The organism is Mesorhizobium sp. M0830, assembly GCF_040319965.1.
Taxonomy (GTDB): Bacteria; Pseudomonadota; Alphaproteobacteria; order Rhizobiales; family Rhizobiaceae; genus Mesorhizobium.
The window spans coordinates 51,081-70,471 of record NZ_JAMYOR010000034.1; the positions used below are offsets into that span (position 1 = coordinate 51,081).

At 64.4% G+C, this 19,391-nt stretch carries 14 protein-coding genes and 1 pseudogene; 4 read left to right on the forward strand and 11 right to left on the reverse strand.

The features are described from left to right. Window positions 1-222: 222 nt before the first annotated feature. Window positions 223-1,584 (forward strand): cytochrome ubiquinol oxidase subunit I, encoded by a 1,362-nt coding sequence (locus NKI20_RS20135; protein WP_023762216.1) that lies wholly within the window; start codon window positions 223-225, stop codon window positions 1,582-1,584. A gap of 108 nt (window positions 1,585-1,692) precedes the next feature. Beyond that, window positions 1,693-2,697, forward strand: coding sequence for a cytochrome d ubiquinol oxidase subunit II (locus NKI20_RS20140; RefSeq protein ID WP_352833428.1), 1,005 nt, complete (start codon window positions 1,693-1,695; stop codon window positions 2,695-2,697). Window positions 2,698-2,899: 202 nt separating this feature from the next. Here the strand turns inward: NKI20_RS20140 and msrA are convergent, their stop codons facing one another. The 4 genes from msrA to NKI20_RS20160 form a co-directional block, all read right to left on the reverse strand. Further along, window positions 2,900-3,631, reverse strand: a complete 732-nt coding sequence (gene msrA / locus NKI20_RS20145; protein ID WP_352833431.1) for a peptide-methionine (S)-S-oxide reductase MsrA — start codon at window positions 3,629-3,631, stop codon at window positions 2,900-2,902. A 111-nt stretch (window positions 3,632-3,742) separates the two neighbouring features. Further along, window positions 3,743-4,003, reverse strand: coding sequence for a hypothetical protein (locus NKI20_RS20150; RefSeq protein ID WP_352833434.1), 261 nt, complete (start codon window positions 4,001-4,003; stop codon window positions 3,743-3,745). Window positions 4,004-4,103: 100 nt separating this feature from the next. Beyond that, a complete protein-coding gene (locus tag NKI20_RS20155) occupies window positions 4,104-4,802 on the reverse strand; it encodes a DUF1223 domain-containing protein (RefSeq protein ID WP_352833437.1) in 699 nt (232 codons plus the stop codon). Between the two features lie 344 nt (window positions 4,803-5,146). Continuing rightward, window positions 5,147-6,211 (reverse strand): TadE/TadG family type IV pilus assembly protein, encoded by a 1,065-nt coding sequence (locus tag NKI20_RS20160; protein WP_352833440.1) that lies wholly within the window; start codon window positions 6,209-6,211, stop codon window positions 5,147-5,149. Between the two features lie 237 nt (window positions 6,212-6,448). Here NKI20_RS20160 and lepA point away from each other — a divergent pair, with 237 nt between their 5' ends. Both lepA and NKI20_RS20170 read left to right on the forward strand, forming a co-directional pair. Beyond that, the gene (lepA, locus tag NKI20_RS20165; RefSeq protein WP_128364244.1) at window positions 6,449-8,254 is read left to right on the forward strand and encodes a translation elongation factor 4; all 1,806 of its coding nucleotides are present in this window, start codon (window positions 6,449-6,451) and stop codon (window positions 8,252-8,254) included. 514 nt (window positions 8,255-8,768) lie between these two features. Then, on the forward strand, window positions 8,769-9,284 hold the full coding sequence (locus NKI20_RS20170) for a hypothetical protein (protein WP_352833444.1): 516 nt from the start codon (window positions 8,769-8,771) through the stop codon (window positions 9,282-9,284). 334 nt (window positions 9,285-9,618) lie between these two features. On the opposite strand, the pseudogene NKI20_RS20175 reads toward NKI20_RS20170, so the two are convergent. The 7 genes and pseudogenes from NKI20_RS20175 to NKI20_RS20205 form a co-directional block, all read right to left on the reverse strand. Continuing rightward, window positions 9,619-11,259 (reverse strand): annotated as a pseudogene (locus NKI20_RS20175) (ABC transporter substrate-binding protein). A gap of 358 nt (window positions 11,260-11,617) precedes the next feature. After that, window positions 11,618-12,580 (reverse strand): alpha/beta hydrolase, encoded by a 963-nt coding sequence (locus NKI20_RS20180; RefSeq protein ID WP_352833447.1) that lies wholly within the window; start codon window positions 12,578-12,580, stop codon window positions 11,618-11,620. After that, window positions 12,577-13,257 (reverse strand): isochorismatase family protein, encoded by a 681-nt coding sequence (locus NKI20_RS20185; protein ID WP_352833450.1) that lies wholly within the window; start codon window positions 13,255-13,257, stop codon window positions 12,577-12,579. The genes NKI20_RS20180 and NKI20_RS20185 overlap by 4 nt, the downstream gene beginning before the upstream one ends. 250 nt (window positions 13,258-13,507) lie before the next feature. Continuing rightward, a complete protein-coding gene (locus NKI20_RS20190; RefSeq protein ID WP_352733961.1) occupies window positions 13,508-14,812 on the reverse strand; it encodes a M24 family metallopeptidase in 1,305 nt (434 codons plus the stop codon). 268 nt (window positions 14,813-15,080) lie between these two features. Beyond that, the gene (locus NKI20_RS20195; protein WP_023763168.1) at window positions 15,081-16,052 is read right to left on the reverse strand and encodes a GlxA family transcriptional regulator; all 972 of its coding nucleotides are present in this window, start codon (window positions 16,050-16,052) and stop codon (window positions 15,081-15,083) included. 356 nt (window positions 16,053-16,408) lie between these two features. Then, on the reverse strand, window positions 16,409-17,614 hold the full coding sequence (locus NKI20_RS20200; RefSeq protein ID WP_352833455.1) for a trans-sulfuration enzyme family protein: 1,206 nt from the start codon (window positions 17,612-17,614) through the stop codon (window positions 16,409-16,411). After that, window positions 17,611-19,032, reverse strand: a complete 1,422-nt coding sequence (locus tag NKI20_RS20205) for a pyridoxal-phosphate dependent enzyme (protein WP_352833458.1) — start codon at window positions 19,030-19,032, stop codon at window positions 17,611-17,613. The genes NKI20_RS20200 and NKI20_RS20205 overlap by 4 nt, the downstream gene beginning before the upstream one ends. Between the last annotated feature and the right edge of the window lie 359 nt (window positions 19,033-19,391).

Genomic DNA, 19,391 nt, shown 5'->3' on the forward strand with positions numbered 1-19,391 from the left:
GCTTGAAAGAGGTTCCCTGATATAGGCCGAATGTCGTCCCATGCAACTGCAAGTCAATGCCGTTGCTGACAGTTCTCGACAACGATTGCGGGCGTCGAGGCCGGGCACGCCGACGCCATATCGGGGCCCTGCGGCGTTCCGCCCTGCGCGACGCGACGCCGCTTTGACCGGGCACGGCTCGCGCCCTATTCTTCCAGGCATTCGTAGCAGCCGGAGCCCACCATGGACCCGCTCGTCCTGTCGCGCATGCAATTCGGCGCGAATATCTCGTTCCACATCCTGTTTCCGACGATCACCATTGCGCTTGGCTGGGTGCTGCTGTTCTTCAAGCTGCGCTACAATGCGACGAATGATTCCGCTTGGATGCGCGCCTATTTCACATGGGTGAAGGTGTTCGCGCTGTCGTTCGCCATGGGCGTCGTGTCGGGCGTCACCATGAGCTTCCAGTTCGGCACCAACTGGCCGGGCTATATGAAAACGGTCGGCAACATCGCAGGACCGCTGCTGGCGTACGAAATCCTCACCGCTTTCTTTCTCGAAGCGGCCTTCCTCGGCATCATGCTGTTCGGCTTCCGCCGCGTCTCCAACCGCATCCACACGCTGGCGACGGTGCTGGTGGCGGGCGGCACCACCGTCTCGGCCTTCTGGATCATCGCGCTCAATTCCTGGATGCAAACACCGGCCGGCTTCGAGATCCGTGACGGCGTGGCGCATGCCGTCGACTGGTGGGCGATCCTCTTCAATCCATCGATGCCCTACCGGCTGACCCATATGCTGCTCGCCTCCGGGCTGACGGTATCATTCCTGATATCGGGCCTGTCGGCGCTGCGCTATCTCAACGGCGACCGCTCGGAATCGATGTGGAAGGCGCTGCGCACCGGCGTCTTCACCGCGGCAATCCTGATCCCGATCCAGATCTTCGCCGGCGACCAGCATGGGCTGAACACGCTGGAGCACCAGCCGCAGAAGATCGCCGCCATGGAAGCCAACTGGAACACCGGCCCCAACGTGCCGCTGGTCCTTTTTGCGCTCCCCGACGAGGCGGCCCGCGAAAACAAATTCGAGATCGCCATTCCCGACGGCGCCAGCCTGGTGCTGCGGCACTCGACCAGCGGCGTGGTGCCGGGCCTCAACGATTATCCCGGCAACCATCCGCCCGTGTTCCCGGTGTTCTGGGGCTTTCGCATCATGGTCGGAACCGGCATCCTGATGCTCCTCGTCTCGTGGTCGGCGGCTTTCTTCCTCAAGCGTCGGCACAGCCTGCCGAAGCCGCTCGCTTTGCTGATGGTGCCGATGGCGCTGTCGGGCTGGCTGGCGACGCTGGCCGGCTGGTACACCACCGAGATCGGCCGCCAGCCCTGGCTGGTGACCGGCGTGCTGAAAACCGCCGACGCGGTCGGCCCGGTGGCCGGCAGCCATGTCGCCCTGACGCTCGCCATCTACCTTGTCCTCTATGTGCTTTTGCTGATCGCTTTTCTCGGCGTGCTGGTGCACCTGGCGCTGAAGGCGGCGAAGGATGGCGATAACTCGCCGCTGCCGGGCGTGCTCAACGCGCCGATGTCGCAGCCGGCCGCGGGGGAGTGAGGAATGGTCCGCGCAGCGGACGAAAAGCCAACGATTTGGCTTTTCGAATGACGAACGCCCGCAGCCATAGCGAAGGGCAGAAGCCGTAATGAGAAGGACGAGAGATCAATGACCTTCGACTGGCCAACCGCGCTCCCCCTCATCTTCGCCGGCCTGATGGGCCTCGCCATACTGATCTACGTCATTCTCGACGGTTTCGATCTCGGCATCGGCATCCTGTTCGCCGCGGCGCAGGATGCCGAGCAGGACACGATGATCGCCGCCATCGGCCCGTTCTGGGACGCCAACGAAACCTGGCTGGTGCTGGCCGTCGGCCTGCTGCTGGTCGCCTTCCCGCAGGCGCATGGCGTCATCCTGACCGCGCTCTACATTCCTGTGTTCGTGCTTCTGGTCGGGCTGATCCTGCGCGGCGTCGCCTTCGATTTCCGAGCCAAGGTGCCGACCGAGCACAAGCACCGCTGGAACCGTATTTTCTTCCTGGGTTCCATTATCGCTTCACTGGCGCAGGGCTATATGCTGGGCGTCTACGTGCTCGGCCTCGATGTCGGCTTCGGCGGCATGGCGTTCGGCGTGCTGGTGGCTTTCTGCCTGGCCGCGGCCTACGCCGCGATGGGCGCGGCCTGGGTGATCTACAAGACCGAGGGTGAGCTGCAGAGGAAGGCGGTGCGCTGGCTGCGCACGACGCTGGTGCTGACCGCGCTCGGCATGGTCGCCATCTCGCTGGCAACGCCCCTCGCCAGCCCGCGCATCTTCGACAAATGGTTCGTCTGGCCCTCGATGCTCTATCTGTCGCCGCTGCCGATCCTGTCGGCGCTGCTGTTTCTGTGGCTGTGGCGGCAGACATTCCATCTGCCGAAGCCCGACGACCGCCATTCGCTGACGCCGTTCCTGACGCTGGCCGCGATCTTCGCGCTCGGCTTTGCCGGGCTGGCCTGGTCGTTCTATCCGTTCGTGGTGCCGGATCGCCTGACCATCTGGCAAGCGGCCTCGGCGCCGGAAAGCCTGGCCATCATCCTGGCCGGCACCGTGGTCGTGCTGCCGATCATCATCTTCTATTCGTTCTATGCCTACCGCGTGTTCGGCGGCAAGGCGACGGATCTGACATATGATTGAGATGACGGGGGCGCGAGGCGCCCCCCTCTGGCCTGCCGGCCATCTCCCCCTCAAGGGGGGAGATTACGCGTTTAGTCGCCTTCGCCGATCTCTGACGTCGCAAGAATGTGCAGAGCGCCGGAGCCGCCAATCTCCCCCCTTGAGGGGGAGATGCCCGGCAGGGCAGAGGGGGGTGCTTCGCGCCGACGTCTCCTTCGAGAGTTCAATTGCTCGCCGACAGCACCAGCACCGGCTTTTCGCTGTACAGCGCCGGGAACAGCGCCTTCAGGTTCGCCACCTTGGGCAGGTCGTTGTAGACGATGTAGGGATAGGTCGGGTTCAGCGTCAGGAAATCCTGATGATAATTCTCGGCCGGATAGAAGGTCTTGCCGGTTTCCAGCGTGGTGACGATCGGCTCCGGGAAGACCTTGGCCTGGTCGAGCTGGGCGATGTAGCTCTGCGCGATCTTCTTTTGCGCATCGTTTTCGGCAAAGATCGTCGAACGGTACTGCGTGCCGGAGTCCGGTCCCTGGAAGTTCAGCTGGGTCGGGTTGTGGGCGACCGAGAAATAGACCTGCAGCAGCTGGCCATAGGTCACTTTGGACGGATCGTAGGTGATTTCGACGGATTCGGCGTGGCCGGTGCGGCCTGTGCCGACGGTCTCGTAGACGGCGCTGTCCTTGTCGCCGCCGGTGTAGCCGGAGACGGCCTTGGTCACACCCTTGACGTGCTGGAAGACGCCCTGCACGCCCCAGAAGCAGCCGCCGGCGAAGATTGCCTTTTCACTGCCGGCCGCCGCCTTCTCGTCCAAAGCCGGCGGCGGGATCTTCACCGCGTCCTCGGCAGAAACCGCCGGCGTCAGCCAGAAGGCGGCGCCCGCGGCGGCCAGCGCAAGTGCGGCGAGCGCGCCTTTGACAAAGCCAAGCGAACGGTTTGGTGTCTTGATGTCGGTCATGGTTGCACTCCTCACGGCTTCCATTGGGATCAGTCTATTGGATCAGGGACGGCGGCGCGACGCACGAGTTGCGGCGGGGGCTCACATTCGCGTGCGCCGCCGGCAATCTGCCTAGTTGGCCGGCTTCATGGCGTCGGCGGCCGGCTTCATCGAATTGGTGGCCATCGGGTCGGCGGGCTTCATCGCATCGGTTGCAGGCTGCATGGCATCCGCGGCCGGCTTCATGGCATCGGCGGCGGGTTTCATGGCATTCGCGGCCGGCTTCATCGCATTGATCGCGTCGTCGGCACGGGCGATGCCGCCGGCAAACAGCGCCGTCGAGCACAGAGCGAAAGCGAGGGCAGGCAGCGTCAGGCGAAACAGAGTGGTCATGATGGTCTCCTTGGGGTGGTCGTAAGGGCGCGCCGTCTTGGCGGCCGTGCTATGCGGCGCCGCGCGTGCGGCGTTTGCGCAATCTTTGTGGAAGCGTGATCTAGTTGGTAGCGGCGGCCAGGATCGGCCCGCCGCCTGGCGACTGGACGAGCACGGCGGTGCTCAGGCCGTCCGAAGCCGGCGGCAGATCGAGCGCCGCGGCGTCGCCTGTCCAGCTGCCGAGTTTCTTGAGCGAATGCACGACATTGGCATGCGGCAAGGTGCGGCCGGTGTTTTCGCCGCGCGCCACCGGCACCTGGACGACGCCCCTGAGATAGCGCACCAGCCAGACATCGGCCCTGCCGCCCGGCACCGAGCCGGCGCCGATGCTGACCTTGCCGCGGTCGATCGACAGCGACGGGCCGCTGATGCGGCCGGTGCTTGCGATCAGCTTTTCGATCTCACCGGGTGCGGCGCCGACGACATCGGCATGGCCGTTGACCACCACTTGCGGCGTGAACGGGCCGTCATGGCCGAGCGGCGGCTCGTACCTGACCTGGCGCTGGGTGAATTCCTGGCGGCCGAACGTGTCCTTCCAGCCGAGATAGTCCCAGTAGGTAACGTTGAAGGACAGCGCCAGCACGCCGGGCTGGTCCTTGACCCTGATCAGATTGGCGTTGGCCGGCGGGCAGGACGAACAGCCCTGGCTGGTGAACAGCTCGACCACCGTGAGCGGCCGGGCAGCGGCCGCACCGAGCGACACTGTGAGTGCAAGCGCGCAAAGGCTGGACACTGTGACGAACTTGCTGGACCCCGACATTCGGCTTGCTCCGTGGGCGCCGGCGCCCGGATGCGCCGCTCATGTCCCCACTTCGCCGCTGTCTGCCGCTTCGTTACAGCGCTCACCGGTTTGTGATGAAAGTTCGGGAGATTCCAGGGAAGGCCGGAGGGACAGCACCCCCCTCTGGCCTGCCGGCCATCTCCCCCGCAAGGAGGGAGATCGACCCTCATCACGGCTTTCGCCAATCACCAAACTTCGCGAGAGGAGCGCGGCCAACGAAGCTGCCAATCTCCCCCCTTGCGGGGGAGATGTCCGGCAGGACAGAGGGGGGTGCAAAGGATCGCCAGGCCTCATAAGCCCGCAGGGCGTTGAGCCTTCAACCTCTACTGCGTCAGCACCGTGTTGTTGGGCCGCTTGTTGAAGTCGCACTTGCCGGTCACGTTATAGAAGAAGTCGGCGTTGCCGACAGGCGCCGGAACCGAGTTGCCGCCGTCCTCCCAAGCCTGGTAGCCGGTCGAGCCGCAGGGCACGAGGCGGAAGATATCGACGACCTGGCCGGTCGCGATCTCGGCCGGAAGGACGTCCTTGCTTGTCGAGCTATAGAGCCGGTTGGACGTGGCCGCATCGTTCGAAGAGAGGTTTTGCGGGTTGCCCGACGGCACGTTCATCTGCAGATAGAGGCCGGCCATCTGGCTGACGTCGATTGACGCACCGGCGGTGCTGCCAGCAGACATCGTGTCCACGCAGTAATATGTCGTGCCAAACTTGTCGGTGTTGAGCGTAACCCCGGTGGGCGCGTTTTTGCCGAGTTTGCAGACCTGCGTCTGGGCCAACGTGGTGACGGTCTTGCCGGTTGAATCGGTGGTGATGACGTTGACGTTGGTGGTGCCGTAGCCTTTCGGATCTCCGGTTTTGCCATATGTATAATCGATCGTCATCAGCGGCTTGGCCACCGCCGCACCGAATTGCGTGCCGTAGAGCGTCATTTTCTTGTTCCAGTAACCCGACACGCCGGTGACCTTGAAGGTCGCCGCCACCAAAGCCGGCGTCTTGTTCACCGCCGACGAGACGCCGATCGCCACCGTCGGGATCCTGGCGATCTGCATGAAAACGGTCGGCATCGGGTAACTCGCCGTGGCCTGCGCCGTGGCGGTGCCGTTGGCGCTGACATCGAAAGTGTTCAGCGTCGCGGTGCCCTGTCCGCCATTGGCCACGTAGGAGGCCTGCATCGCCACCTGGCGCTGCGCCTTCGTCGAGGCGGTATCCATCGTGGTGATCGACAGGATCGCGGCATCGAGTGCCGCCTGTTCGGTCGACCTGGTCTGGACCGCCGAGGTGTAGTCGACCGAAAAACCAATCGCGGTGATCAGCGGAATCATGACGAGAACGAGTATCGGTGCGAACGCGCCGCTCCGCGACCTGATAAACCTGCCTGCCAGCCCCCGCATGCCTTGATCCTTATATCGGAATATCCCACCGGCTAACATGGCAGTCCCCAATTATGCTCTAACGGACTTGGTTAATGCTTATTGATTTTGGCGAAAGCGCGTAATGAACGATAAGCGCCGGCGGCACTTGCCCGGCAGAGGCCATACCGCTTGCTCTGCAACGGGCCGCAACGCTCGCCCCGCCCGGCAGTGGCTGTGCCGCTTGCCGCAGCAAGCCGCCCCTGCTAAACGCGCGCCATGAGCACTCCCCTCGACCACATCCGGAATTTCTCCATCGTCGCCCATATCGACCATGGCAAATCCACGCTTGCCGACCGGCTGATCCAGCTGACCGGCGGGCTGGAGCTGCGCGACATGAAGGAGCAGGTGCTGGACTCGATGGACATCGAGCGCGAGCGCGGCATCACCATCAAGGCCCAGACGGTGCGGCTGAAATACCGCGCCAACAATGGCGAGGACTATATCCTCAACTTGATCGACACGCCCGGACACGTTGACTTCGCCTATGAAGTGTCGCGCTCGCTCGCCGCCTGCGAGGGGTCGCTGCTGGTGGTCGACGCCTCGCAAGGGGTCGAAGCCCAGACGCTGGCCAATGTCTACCAGGCCATCGACAACAACCACGAGATCGTCGTGGTGCTGAACAAGGTCGACTTGCCGGCCGCCGAGCCCGAGCGCATCCGTGAGCAGGTCGAGGAGGTCATCGGCATCGATGCTTCCAACGCCGTGCTGATCTCGGCCAAGACCGGGCTTGGCATTCCCGATGTGCTGGAGGCAATCGTCCATCAGTTGCCGCCGCCGCGCGAGGGTGATGCTTCAGCGCCGCTGAAGGCGATGCTGGTCGATAGCTGGTACGACGCCTATCTCGGCGTCATCGTGCTGGTGCGCATCATCGACGGCGTTTTGAAGAAGGGCCAGACCATCCGGATGATGGGGACCGGCGCCAAATACCTGGTCGAGCGCACCGGCGTGTTCACCCCGGCCCGCATCAATGTCGACGAGCTTGGCCCCGGCGAGTTCGGCTTCTTCACCGGCTCGATCAAGGAAGTGGCCGACACCCGCGTCGGCGACACCATCACCGAGGACAAGCGCGCCACCGCCAAGGCGCTGCCCGGGTTCAAGCCGGCGCAGCCAGTGGTGTTCTGCGGCCTGTTCCCGGTCGACGCCGCCGATTTCGAGGATCTGCGCGCCGCGGTCGGCAAGCTGCGCCTCAACGACGCCAGCTTCTCTTTTGAAATGGAAACCAGCGCGGCGCTCGGCTTCGGTTATCGCTGCGGCTTCCTTGGCCTGTTGCATCTGGAAATCATCCAGGAGCGGCTGGAGCGCGAATTCAACCTCGACCTGATCGCCACCGCACCCAGCGTCGTCTACCGGCTGGCTCTGACCGACGGCTCGATGAAGGAGCTGCACAACCCGGCCGACATGCCAGATGTGGTGAAGATCTCGGCGATCGAGGAGCCGTGGATCCGCGCTACCATTTTGACGCCGGACGACTATCTCGGCGGCATATTGAAACTCTGCCAGGACCGGCGCGGCATCCAGGCCGACCTGTCCTATGTCGGCAAGCGCGCCATGCTGATCTACGATCTGCCGCTCAACGAAGTCGTCTTCGATTTCTACGACCGGCTGAAGTCGATCTCCAAGGGCTACGCCTCCTTCGACTACCACCTGACCGACTACAAGGAAGGCGACCTCGTCAAGATGTCGATCCTGGTCAATGAGGAGCCGGTGGATGCACTTTCCATGCTGGTGCACCGCACGGCGGCGGAAAAGCGCGGAAGGCAGATGTGCGAGAAGCTGAAGGAGCTGATCCCGAACCATCTGTTCAAGATCCCGATCCAGGCCGCGATCGGCGGCAAGGTCATCGCCCGCGAAACCATCTCGGCGCTGCGCAAGGACGTCACCGCCAAATGCTACGGCGGCGACGTCTCGCGCAAACGCAAGCTGCTGGACAAGCAGAAAGAAGGCAAGAAGCGGATGCGCCAGTTTGGGAAGGTCGATATCCCGCAGGAGGCGTTTATTCAGGCGCTGAAGATGGGGGATTGAGAAGCCGATTGGCGCGCGAAGCGCGCCAATTCATCGATCCGGTGGATCGATGGCAGGCTTCGAAAGCGGTGGAGTTGCCGGGGGCAATGTGCCCCGCTAGCGATGCGTTGACGCAGAGCGGTGTAGATTACTCTCCAGGAGGCGGCGCCCAGGCTATCTGGGCACCGAGCGCTTTTTTGAATGTTCCAGGGTCCCCGCGCTGTTGGCATCGGCACGCGGAGATCACGTTTGTACGAATACGTACCGATGGCCTTGGCTTGGTTGCTCGTGCCGCGATGGGGCGCTACAAAAATCGGGCGGCGGACCTCGGTTCGCCAGTGGCCGACGCGGGCTCAGGCAACTGTCTCACCGGCATTCGCGTCGGCCACTTCTCGACCGCAGGCGAGGGCGTGACAAGGCCGGATCGCCCGAGGGCAGACACGTCTCGACACTTTCTCCGTTTTCCGCTTCGCGCTACCCCTTTGAGAACGTTCCGCCCAGGAGTATCCTCAGCAGGGCTTGGGGGAGATTTCAAATGCGTTCCAACCCGCTGGACATCGTTGCCGCGACCGGCCTGGCCATCGGTGGCGCTTTCGGGCTCGCCGGCACTTTCGTCGCCAGCGCCGAACTGCGCGAAACGCTGTGGACGATCGACGGCGTGGCGCTGGTGGTGGCGACCGCGCTGCTGACGATGAAATACCAGCGGCTGGGCAATGACTGCATAGCTGCCGGATTTCTGACCTTTCTCGCCGGCGAGAGCCTGCTGCTGGCCGGCAATGCGGCAGGGCTTGAGGCCAGCGTGCCCTCCTATGTCGGCGGCATCTCGCTGTGGGCGGCCGCACTTGTCATGGTCAGCGCACCGAAGACTTTCGCCGTGTGGATGCGGCTCACCGCGCTCGTGGCCGCAGGGCTGTTTGTCGTCTCGGCTTGCATGATCCTGTGGGGCGCGCGCCTACTGCCGACCTCGTCGCCGCTGCCCGCCGCCGGCTATCCGTTCCTGGTGCTGACCTTCGTCGGCTGGATCTGGACTTTGGTGAAGACCGAGAGGTGAACGGGTCGGCGCGTCTTGCCTTCTCCGCGGTGGGAGAACGGAAGACCAACGCTGGCGCCGCCCCTCATTTGGCTGCCGCCACTCGTCGTTCGAAAAGCCAAGCAGTTGGCTTTTCGTCCGCTACGCGGACCACTCCTCAACTCCCCGTAAACGGGGCGAAGGACGCTGTCATCGCTGCTTTCGCCAATCACCAGCGTTGCAAACCGAAACGCCGGCGTTGCGGCCGGAAAGCCGTTTCCGGAGGGGCTGCGCCGCCTTGTGATGGTCGGGCCGTAGGCGCTGCCTAGTTCCTCGCCCCACGATGTGGGGAGAGGAACCCAGGAAGAGCGAAGGCTCAACTCTCAATCCACACCTTCTCGAAGTGCTGTTCCAGCGCCTGGTGCTGTTCGCAGCCTTCGACGCCCTTGCGATACGTCCGGTAGACCGAGCGCCAGTAGGGTTGGATGATGATGCCTGAGTCGCGCAAATTCTGCTCGATCTTGGCCATGATCTCCTTGCGCGCCTTGGCGTCCGGGGTTGCCAGCGCCTTGTCGAGCAGTTCGTCGAACTCCTTGTTGGCGTAGGCGCTCTCGTTCCAGGCGGCGCCCGATTTATAGGCCAGCGCCAGCACCTGGACGCCGAGAGGGCGGCCGAGCCATTCGGTGCAGGAGAAGGGGTATTTGCTCCAGTCGTTCCAGAAGGTGGCTGCCGGCAGCACGGTGCGCTTGATCTTGAGGCCAGCCTCGCGCATCTGCGCGCCGATGGCGTCGCCGGTGCTCTTTTGCCATTCGACATCGACGGAGATGAGCTCGAACTCATGGTCGGCTTTGCCGGCTTCAGTGAGCAGCTTCTTCGACTGGTCCAGGTCGCGCTTGGCCGGGCCGATATCGGCATATTCGGGGTGCATGGGGCCGACATGGTGGTTGTCGGCGGGCTTGCCGCGCCCGCCGAGGCCAAGCGCCAGCACGGCGGAATTGTCGACGGCGAGCTGGGCGGCGCGGCGCACCTTGACGTCGTCATAGGGCGCGTTGCCGACATTGAAGCGAGCGACGATGGTGGAGCCGGTAGCGATCTCGGAATTCTTGAGCCCCATCTGATCGGTCTGCGAGACGGCATCGGAGGCGGTCTCGTGGTCGGTATCGATCTCACCGGATTCGAAGGCCGACAGCATGGCGTTGGGGTCGGAGCCGTAATCGACCCATTTGATGCCGTCGAGGTGGAATTCGCCCTTCCACCAGGGCTTATCCTTGCGCTTCACCTCGGCGCCGGTCTCGGCATCCTAGCTGACCAGCTCGCAGGGGCCGGTGGTGATGGCAAGCGCCTTCATCGGATCGCCGTCGCCCTCATAGGAGCGGTGCATGATCAGCGCGGGATAGTCGGCCATGCCGGCGATCAGCGAAATGTCGGGCTTGGGCAGATTGAGTTTTATCGTGAAGTCGTCGACCTTGGCGATGCCGCCGTCGACAACCTTCTTGGTGTCGGCATTGACCAGCGCGCCCATGCGCGCGGCGACCGAATTGCCTGCCACCGAGGCATCGCACCAGCGGGTGAGGTTGTGGACGACATCGTCCGCGTTGAAGGCGTCGCCGTTCGACCAGGAGATGCCCTTGCGCACATGCAGCGTCAGCGTCCTGGCGTCGTCGCTCACCTCCCAGCTTTCGAGCAGCCAGGGCTCGAAGGAGAAGTCGGTGTTCCAACGCACCAGATATTCGTTGCAATGGCGGGCGACGTTGGACATTTCGACGCCGTCGAAGGTGCGCGGGTCCTTGAAACCCTTGACGTTCATGGCGACGCGCAGGACGCCGCCTTTCTTGGGTTCCGCCGCGCGGGCAGGGGTGGGGGCGAGCCCGCCCAGCGCCAGGGCGCCGGCGGCGCTGACGCCGAGACCGGCCATCAAGGCCAGATATTCGCGACGGTTGATGCCGCCGCCCTTGAAGTCGTCGGCGACGGGTTTTGCCTGCGGGTGCAATTTGCGGTCGGTCAGCATGAATTTCATCTTCGTTCCCCTGTTGTTGGGCGCCCCAGCCGATCGACAGGCGCGGGGGACGGATGCGATCGCCGGGACGCCTTTTGCCTGAGGGAATGATAGAGCCGGGTGACGCTGGGGAGTGTTCGGTTTTCCGCAGTGATTGTGCGGTGCTCCGCAGGGGGGAGTCGGCAGTGCACTTATACTTTGCAGCCGCGCTGGGAGAGATGCGCCAACGGCGCGGCGCCAATCTCCCTCCTTGAGGGGGAGATGGCCGGCAGGCCAGAGGGGGTCGGCACGACGGGACGCGACCTCGTACTTTCAAAAAGATGATGCTAGCGCTCTACGCGCGACGACCCCCTCTGTCGCCTTCGGCGACATCTCCCCCTCAAGGGGGGAGATCACCCCGACCCAGCGCACCTACCGCGCCGACGATCCGCGCAAATGCCTCCGCTGCTGCCGGCACCGTCGTGCGGGCGCGCAGGAAGCTGTGTACCAGCCTCGGCTCCTCGTGCCACCACGCTCTGCCGCCGGCAGTCAGGATGCGGTCGCGGTAGGTCTCGCCGTCCGAGGACAGCGGGTCGCATTCGGCAGTGACGATCACCGTTGGCGGCAGGCCGGAGAAGTCGGTGTCGCGCAAAGGCTGGAAGGTCGGATCGCCGGGCGATTGCCGCCTGGCGGAGCGGACGTCGCGATAGAAGGCGATGTCGTGCAGCGACAGAAGCGGCGCTTCGGCGTGCTCGACATAGGAGCCGGCGGTCTCGTCGCCGCCGAGGTCGGGATAGATCAGCACCTGGCCGATGGCCGCACTGGCGTGCCGGCGGGTCGCCTGAGCCACGCCAGCCGCGAGATTGCCGCCGGCGCTTTCGCCGCACAGCACCAGCGGCAGGTCGGTGGCGGCGGCCGCCCATTCGAAGGCGGTGACGGCATCGTCGAAGGCTGCGGGGTGCAAATGCTCCGGCGCCAGCCGGTATTCGACCGACAGCACGTCGAAACCGGTGCCGGCGCAGAGCTCGGCGCAGATGTCGTCATGGCTGTCGAGCCCGCCGAGGATGAAGCCGCCGCCATGATAGTAGACCACCATCGCCTTCGCGGCCGCGCCGGCGAGCCGGTAGCGGCGGATCGGGATGTCGCGGCCGGCCGCGGCGATCAGGCTGTCGCTGGCCGTGACGCCGGGCGGGCGGCCCTGATGGAAGGCACGGCTCATCCGGTCATAGACGGCGCGCTGCTTGTCGATCGGCAGGCCGGGCATCTCGGGTGGATACCAGGCGTTGACCGCGTCGATATAGGCCCAGAGCTCTGGGTCGAGCCGGGTTTCGTATTTGCCCCGAGTCATGCTTTCGGCAGTCATAGGTCTGCGTAGAGCGCGGCCGCGTTGTCGAAGGTGAAGCGCAGCGGCACCGAGCCTTCGACCTGCCAGGCGGTGACGGTCTCGCCCGCCAGCAGCCGGCAGGCGCCATCGGTGTCGGTGACGGCGCCGCCATAGAGCCGGTTGGCGAGGTTGAGAATGCCGGTCTGGTGCATGGCCGCGCTGCCGCTGCCGCAGGCATCCTTGACCAGCAGCACGCGAAAACCTTTCGCCACTGCGTCCTTCACCGAAGCGTCGATGCAGGCCTCGGTCCAGACGCCCGACACGACCAGCCATTCGATGCCGGCCGACTTGATGTCGCGCGCCGCCGGCCCCGAACGGAAGGCGCTGGCCTCGGCCTTGACCAGCAGCGCCTCGCCATCAGCCGGCGCCACCTCATGGCAGATCTCGGTCAGCGGATCGCTCTTGTCGGAAAAGGCCGACTTGCCGTCCTCACCGACCGGATGGAACGGCCGGTCCTGGCTGTCGAGGTCGACGATGTAGGCCCAGTGGTAGAGCGGCACATGGTTTTGCCGCGCCGCCGCCTGCAGGCGCTGGACGTTGGCGAGGACCGTTGCGTAACCGTCGACGAGATAGCGCTTGTCCTGCCGGTGCTCTTCCTGCAGGTCGATGAAGATCGCGGCCACGGTGCCGCGCTTGATGGCGATGGGGGTTTTCATGCCGCGCCTTCATCCACGGGCGGAGCAGCCCAAGACTCGTCCCTATGCCGGTGGGACAGCACCCCCCTCTGCCCTGCCGGGCATCTCCCCCTCAAGGGGGGAGATCGGCCGTCGCGAATGCCTTCGCCAATCACCAAAGCTGCAGGAAAAAGCGCCGTAGGCGACGCTGCCAATCTCCCCCCTTGAGGGGGAGATGTCCGGCAGGACAGAGGGGGGCGCCAGGTAACGAGGCGCTCATCGGCTGCCCGTATCAAACCTGCGTCTCCAGAAACTCGTCCTCATACGGGAAGCGCGACAGAAGCTCTGTACCGGTGTCGGTGATCAGGATCTCATCCTCCAACTTGACGCCCTCGCGGCCGCCCTTCTCGCCGATGTAGCTTTCCACGCTCACCACCATGCCTGGCACGATATGGCCGTCGCGGCCATAGGTTTCGTAGTCCATGGCATGCGCGATGAACGGTGTTTCGCCATGCATGCCGACGCCGTGCATGACCGAGGTGTAGCGCTGGTCGACGAAACGGTCCGGGATCTTCCAGGCTTTCTCGGCGATTTCGCGGAACGCCATGCCGGGTTTGACGATCGAAATGTTGTGCTGAACCTGGTCGTGCGCCATGCGGTAGAGCGACTTCTGGTAGGGCGTCGGCTTGCCCGGCCCGCAGCGGAAGGTGCGGGAAAAATCGGAATAATAGCCGTAGCAGCCGATCGTGTCGGTATCGAGCGCCAGCAACTCGCCGGGCCGGATCTTGCGGCCGCTGGCCTCGTTGAACCACGGGTTGGTGCGCTGGCCGGAGGTCAGCAGCCGGGTCTCGATGAACTCGCCGCCCTGGCGGATGACCTCGCCATACATGATGGCGAACAAATCGTTTTCGGAGACGCCGGGCTTGATTGCCTCGCGCACCGCATAGACGGCGGCCTCGGCACCGGCCATCGACACCTGCAGGCATTTGACTTCCTCAGGCGTCTTGACGGCGCGCACCGCCAGGATTTCGCCCTGGCAATCGCGGACCTCGCAGCCGCGCTTTTCCAGGGCCAGCGCCTGCAGATGGCTGCAGCGGTCGAGGCCGAGCTTCATCGAGCCGCCGCCATGCTGCCTCAGGAGCTCGGCAATCTCGTCGGCGAACGGGCCGGCGGTCTCGTCGTCGCGGCCCGACACCGACGACCACACGAGCTTGGAAGGGCGCGCCTCGTCGATCGTGTCGAGCACCATCGAGACATGGTAGCTCTGCGGGTATTCGAACAGCACGATCGGCCCGTCGGTGGGGATAAAGAAATAGCGGGTCGAGTTGCGCAAGAAATAGCCGAACATGTTGCGCGAGCCGGTGGCGTAGCGCTGGTTGTAGGGGTCGAACAACACCACGCCGCCATAGCCGGCCTCGCGCATCCAGCCGCGCAGTTTTGCCAGCCGGCCTTTTCGCAAAGCATCGGCGTCGATGAAGGACGGCTCGGTGTCCGACAGCCACATGCCGCCCGCCGGATCGGCCGCCGCCGGGTGGCGCATGCGGTCCTTGAAGTCCACGTCCTCGGTGCTGTCGGGGTCGAATACGACGATGCTCATGGGGGTACGGCCTTGGCTGGGTTGCGAGGCTGGAGCATGAGGCAAGCGGGGCAAGGGGATTGTGCGGAAAACCGCGTGTGTTGTGCGGGATGCCGCAGGAGCCTGCAACCTATGGCGTTGCCCCCTCACCCAGCCTCCGCTTCGCTCGGCTGACCTCTCCCCGAGGGGAGAGGAGACTTGCAGCGTCGGCGCCAGTCTCTTCTCCCCAGCGGGGAGAAGGTGGCCCGAAGGGCCGGATGAGGGGGTCTACCCTCATAAAGCGCCACCCCTAATGCCTTCTCGCCAGCTTCGGCGGATGCCCATGTTCCTCGCGAAACGCCCGGGCAAAGCTCGACATCGAGGCAAAGCCGCAGGCCAGCGCCACGTCGCGTACGGCGAGCGTCGAGTGCGCCAGGAGGTCGGCGGCGCGCTTCAGCCGCAAGCGCCGGTAGTAGCCATTGGGCGAAATGGCGAGTTCGGAACGAAAGCTGCGCTCGAGCTTGTCGGAGGAGACGCCGAGCTTCGCGGTCAGCTCGGCCATGCCGAGCCGCTCCTCCACCGCGTCCTCCATGATGGCGATGGCCGACAGCACCAACTCGTTGCGGACGCCGGTGCGCAGCCGCAGCGGCATCATCTTGCGGTCGATGCTGGAGCGCAGCTGGCTGTGCACGAACCATTCGGCGACGCCGGCGGCAAGTTCGGCGCCGTAGTCGCGGGTGATGATCTCCAGCATCATGTCGAGGCTGCCGACGCCGCCGGCCGACGTAAAACGCTTGCGGTCGATGACATAGAGGTCGCGCCTGAGCTCGATGTTGGGGAAGGCCTCGGTGAAGGCGGCCTGGCTGGTCCAGTGCAAGGTGCAGGCGTGGCCGTCGAGCAGGCCGGCCCGGGCGAGGAAGAACGCCGCATCCGCCACCGCGCCGATATGGGCGCCGTTGCGCAGGCTCTTGCGGATCCAGCTCGCGGCGTCCTCGGCGACGAGGTGATCAGCATCGCCGCCCGAGCAGACGACGATGCGGTCGACCTTCGGCGCGTCCTCGGCATAAAAACCAGGCTGGATGACGACGCCGTTCGACGCCTCGACCGGGCCTTTTGTGCCGCCGACGATGATCCAGCGATAGCACGGCCGTTTCGCCAGGACATTGGCGGCGCGTAGCGGCTCGATGACGGAGCTGAACGCCATCATCGGAAAGCCGGGAAAGACCAGCACCGCGAAGGTGAGGGGTGTTTCGGTCGGTTTGGGTGGAGCGTGCGTGGCCATGGCGCGCTACACTTCGGGCAGATGCGGGTCGGGGTCAACGGCAATTGGCGAGCTGTGGTTTAATCTTGCCCGTCGCGCGGCGAAGAGACCTGTCAGATGTCGGCGGGACAGCACCCCCCTCTGGCCTGCCGGCCATCTCCCCCGCAAGGAGGGAGATTGGCAGTTTCAATGTCGCCGCTCGTCTTGCAACGTTCGAGATTAGCGAAAGCAGAAATGACATCTAATCTCCCCCCTTGCGGGGGAGATGTCCGGCAGGACAGAGGGGGGTGTGAAGGATCGCGACAGAACCAGTTTACCCTGGGCCGTAGCAGTCGCTTCGCCGTGAAGCGGCCGAAGAGCCAACGCAGGGTTTGCCCTCAGCCCCCCAGCGCCTGATCCAGATCCGCGATCAGATCATCGCCATCCTCGATGCCCGCCGACAGCCGCACCAGCGAATCCGAAATGCCGATCTCGTCGCGCTTCTCGGCGGGGATCGAGCCGTGCGTCATCAGCGCCGGGTGCTCGATCAGGCTCTCCACCCCGCCGAGGCTTTCGGCCAGGGTGAACAGTTGCGTGCGTTCGAGGAACCTTTTGGTGCCGGCGAGGTCGCGGTCGAGCACCGCTGAAATCATGCCGCCGAAGGCATGCATCTGCCTGACAGCGATCTCATTCTGCGGGTGGCTGGCGAGGCCGGGATAGATGACGCGGCGCACGTCGCGGCGCGCTTCCAGCCATTGCGCGATCTTGAGGCCATTGGCGGAATGACGCTCCATCCTGAGCGCCAGCGTCTTCAGGCCGCGCAGCGCCAGAAAGCTGTCGAACGGGCCTGAAATGGCGCCAATGGCGTTCTGCAGGAATTTCAGCTGGGTGGACAAATCCTTGTTGTCGCCGACGACGGCGACGCCGCCGACCATGTCGGAATGGCCGTTGAGATATTTCGTCGTAGAGTGGACGACGATGTCGATGCCGAGTTCGAGCGGCCGCTGAATATAGGGGCTGCAAAACGTGTTGTCGGCGACCGTGAGAACCCCCTTGCGTTTGGCTAGGGCCGCGACACCTTCGAGATCGACGATGCGCAGCAGCGGGTTGGTCGGCGTCTCGACCCAGAGCATTTTTGTTTCGGGGCGGATCGCGGCTTCCACGGCGGCGAGATCGGTGAAATCGACGAACGAGACCTGCAGATTGGCCGAGCGCTTGCGTACCCGCTCCATCAAACGGAAGGAGCCGCCATAGATGTCGTCGGTGGCAACGATATGCGCGCCGGAATCGAGCAGCTCCAGCACGGTGGCGATCGACGCCAGGCCGGACGCGAAGGCGAAGGCGGCCGAGCCGCTTTCGAGATCGGCCACCGCCCGCTCGAAGGCAAAGCGCGTCGGGTTCTGGCTGCGGGCATATTCGAAGCCCTTGTGAACGCCGGGCGACTGCTGGCCATAGGTCGAGGTGGCGTAGATCGGCACCATCACCGCGCCGGTCAGCGGGTCGTGGCTCTGGCCGCCATGGATGGTGCGCGTCGAAAAGGCGAGGCGGTTCTTGCCTGATGAAGATGGGCCCGCTGAAGATGGGCCGGATATGCTGCTGGTCATCGTGCGCGCCTCAGATGGTTGATCAGGTCGATGCGGGTAATCAGGCCGATGAACTCGTCGCCGTCGAAGATGATGGCGACCTCGTTGCGGTCGAATACCGGCAACAGCGCATCCAGCGTCTGGCTGGCCTGCAGCGTGTGCAAATTGGAGGTCATCGCCGTGCGCACCGGACCGTTGAAGCGCTCCCAGCGACCGTCATAGGGGCCGTCGACCTTGGCCAGTATATCGCTTTCGTCGACGATGCCGACGAGCTTGCCATTGTCGAGCACCGGCAGCTGCGACACATCGGAGCGGCGCATGCGGCCATAGGCATTGAGCAGGCTTTCGTCCGGGCCGACATAGACGGTGTCGCCGGTGCGGTGCGAACGCAACACCAGGTCGCGCAGATCGCCATGCTGCTCGTGCTCGGCCAGGCCCTGCTCGGCCAGCCAGAAATCGTCGAACACTTTCGACAGATATTTGTTGCCGCTGTCGCAGACGAAGGTGACGACCCGCTTCGCAGAGGTCTGCTCGCGGCAATAGCGCAGGGCCGCCGACAGCAGCGTGCCTGAGGATGAGCCGGCCAGGATGCCTTCCTTGGACAGTAGGTCGCGAACGGCCAGCATGCTCTGCTTGTCGGGAATGGAGTACGCCTTTTTGACCAGCGACAAATCGGCATTGGGCGGCACGAAATCCTCGCCGATGCCTTCCACGGTCCAGCTGCCGGCCGCTTCCATCTTGCCGGTCTTGATCAGCGGCGCCAGCACAGAACCGACCGGATCGGCCAGCACCATCTCGGTCTTCGGCGAGACCTCAGCGAAGTAGCGGCCGAGCCCCGTCAGCGTGCCGCCGGAGCCGACGCCGACCACCACCGCGTCGACATCACCGTCAAGCTGCGAAAAAATTTCCGGACCGGTGGTGGTTTCATGCGCAAGCGGGTTGGCCGGGTTGGCGAACTGGTTGGCATAGAAGGCGCCGGGCACTTCCGCCGCGATCTTTTCGGCCATGTCCTGATAATATTCGGGATGCCCCTTGCCGACATCCGAGCGCGTCATGCGCACCTCGGCGCCGAGCGCGCGCAGATGCTGGATCTTTTCGCGCGACATCTTGTCGGGCACCACCAGCACGATGCGGTAGCCTTTGGGGATGCCGACCTGGGCAAGGCCGAGGCCGGTATTGCCGGCGGTCGCCTCGACGATGGTACCACCGCGCCGGAGCTTGCCCTCTCTCTCGGCGGCGGCGATCATCGACAGCGCGATGCGGTCCTTGATCGAGCCGCCGGGATTCTGGCTTTCGAGTTTGATGAACAGCCGGCATTTGCCGGTGTCGAACTTGGTCAGCTCGACCACCGGCGTTTGGCCGATCAAGTCGAGAACCGACTTATAGGGCGGACGCAGGCGCGACAACGCGTCGGCTGCGGCGATCTTGTGCTCGCTCATATCGATGCTCCATGACCAAGCGACCGCCTCTGGGCAGAGCGGTAGCGTGTCCTCTTTTCCAGCCCTTTGCTCTCGGAAAGAAGATAGATCGTGCCAATCAACCGGCCAGATGCGGAATGAAATTCCGGGTTGTGGCATGGTTAGTGGGGCACGCCCCCTCTGGCCTGCCGGCCATCTCCCCCTCAAGTGGGGAGATTGGCTGTCACCACGGCTTTCGCCAATATTTGACGTTGGAGCGGGCGAGGCGCTGAAACTGCCGATCTCCCCACTTGAGGCAGGGCTGTCCGGGGAAAGTTTTGAGTGAATCGAAATGCCGCATGTGCATGCCCCGTAAAACGGGGTTTGTCCGTCTTCTCTCT

What these genes read in the sequence shown, in the direction of transcription:
- NKI20_RS20155 (WP_352833437.1), bottom strand. Translation starts at nt 4,802, where the DNA reads ATGTCGGGGTCCAGCAAGTTCGTCACAGTGTCCAGCCTTTGCGCGCTT.
- NKI20_RS20200 (WP_352833455.1), bottom strand. Translation starts at nt 17,614, where the DNA reads ATGACCAGCAGCATATCCGGCCCATCTTCAGCGGGCCCATCTTCATCA.
- NKI20_RS20185 (WP_352833450.1), bottom strand. Translation starts at nt 13,257, where the DNA reads ATGAAAACCCCCATCGCCATCAAGCGCGGCACCGTGGCCGCGATCTTC.
- NKI20_RS20190 (WP_352733961.1), bottom strand. Translation starts at nt 14,812, where the DNA reads ATGAGCATCGTCGTATTCGACCCCGACAGCACCGAGGACGTGGACTTC.
- NKI20_RS20170 (WP_352833444.1), top strand. Translation starts at nt 8,769, where the DNA reads ATGCGTTCCAACCCGCTGGACATCGTTGCCGCGACCGGCCTGGCCATC.
- NKI20_RS20205 (WP_352833458.1), bottom strand. Translation starts at nt 19,032, where the DNA reads ATGAGCGAGCACAAGATCGCCGCAGCCGACGCGTTGTCGCGCCTGCGT.
- NKI20_RS20140 (WP_352833428.1), top strand. Translation starts at nt 1,693, where the DNA reads ATGACCTTCGACTGGCCAACCGCGCTCCCCCTCATCTTCGCCGGCCTG.
- NKI20_RS20195 (WP_023763168.1), bottom strand. Translation starts at nt 16,052, where the DNA reads ATGGCCACGCACGCTCCACCCAAACCGACCGAAACACCCCTCACCTTC.
- NKI20_RS20150 (WP_352833434.1), bottom strand. Translation starts at nt 4,003, where the DNA reads ATGACCACTCTGTTTCGCCTGACGCTGCCTGCCCTCGCTTTCGCTCTG.
- lepA (WP_128364244.1), top strand. Translation starts at nt 6,449, where the DNA reads ATGAGCACTCCCCTCGACCACATCCGGAATTTCTCCATCGTCGCCCAT.
- msrA (WP_352833431.1), bottom strand. Translation starts at nt 3,631, where the DNA reads ATGACCGACATCAAGACACCAAACCGTTCGCTTGGCTTTGTCAAAGGC.
- NKI20_RS20180 (WP_352833447.1), bottom strand. Translation starts at nt 12,580, where the DNA reads ATGACTGCCGAAAGCATGACTCGGGGCAAATACGAAACCCGGCTCGAC.
- NKI20_RS20160 (WP_352833440.1), bottom strand. Translation starts at nt 6,211, where the DNA reads ATGCGGGGGCTGGCAGGCAGGTTTATCAGGTCGCGGAGCGGCGCGTTC.
- NKI20_RS20135 (WP_023762216.1), top strand. Translation starts at nt 223, where the DNA reads ATGGACCCGCTCGTCCTGTCGCGCATGCAATTCGGCGCGAATATCTCG.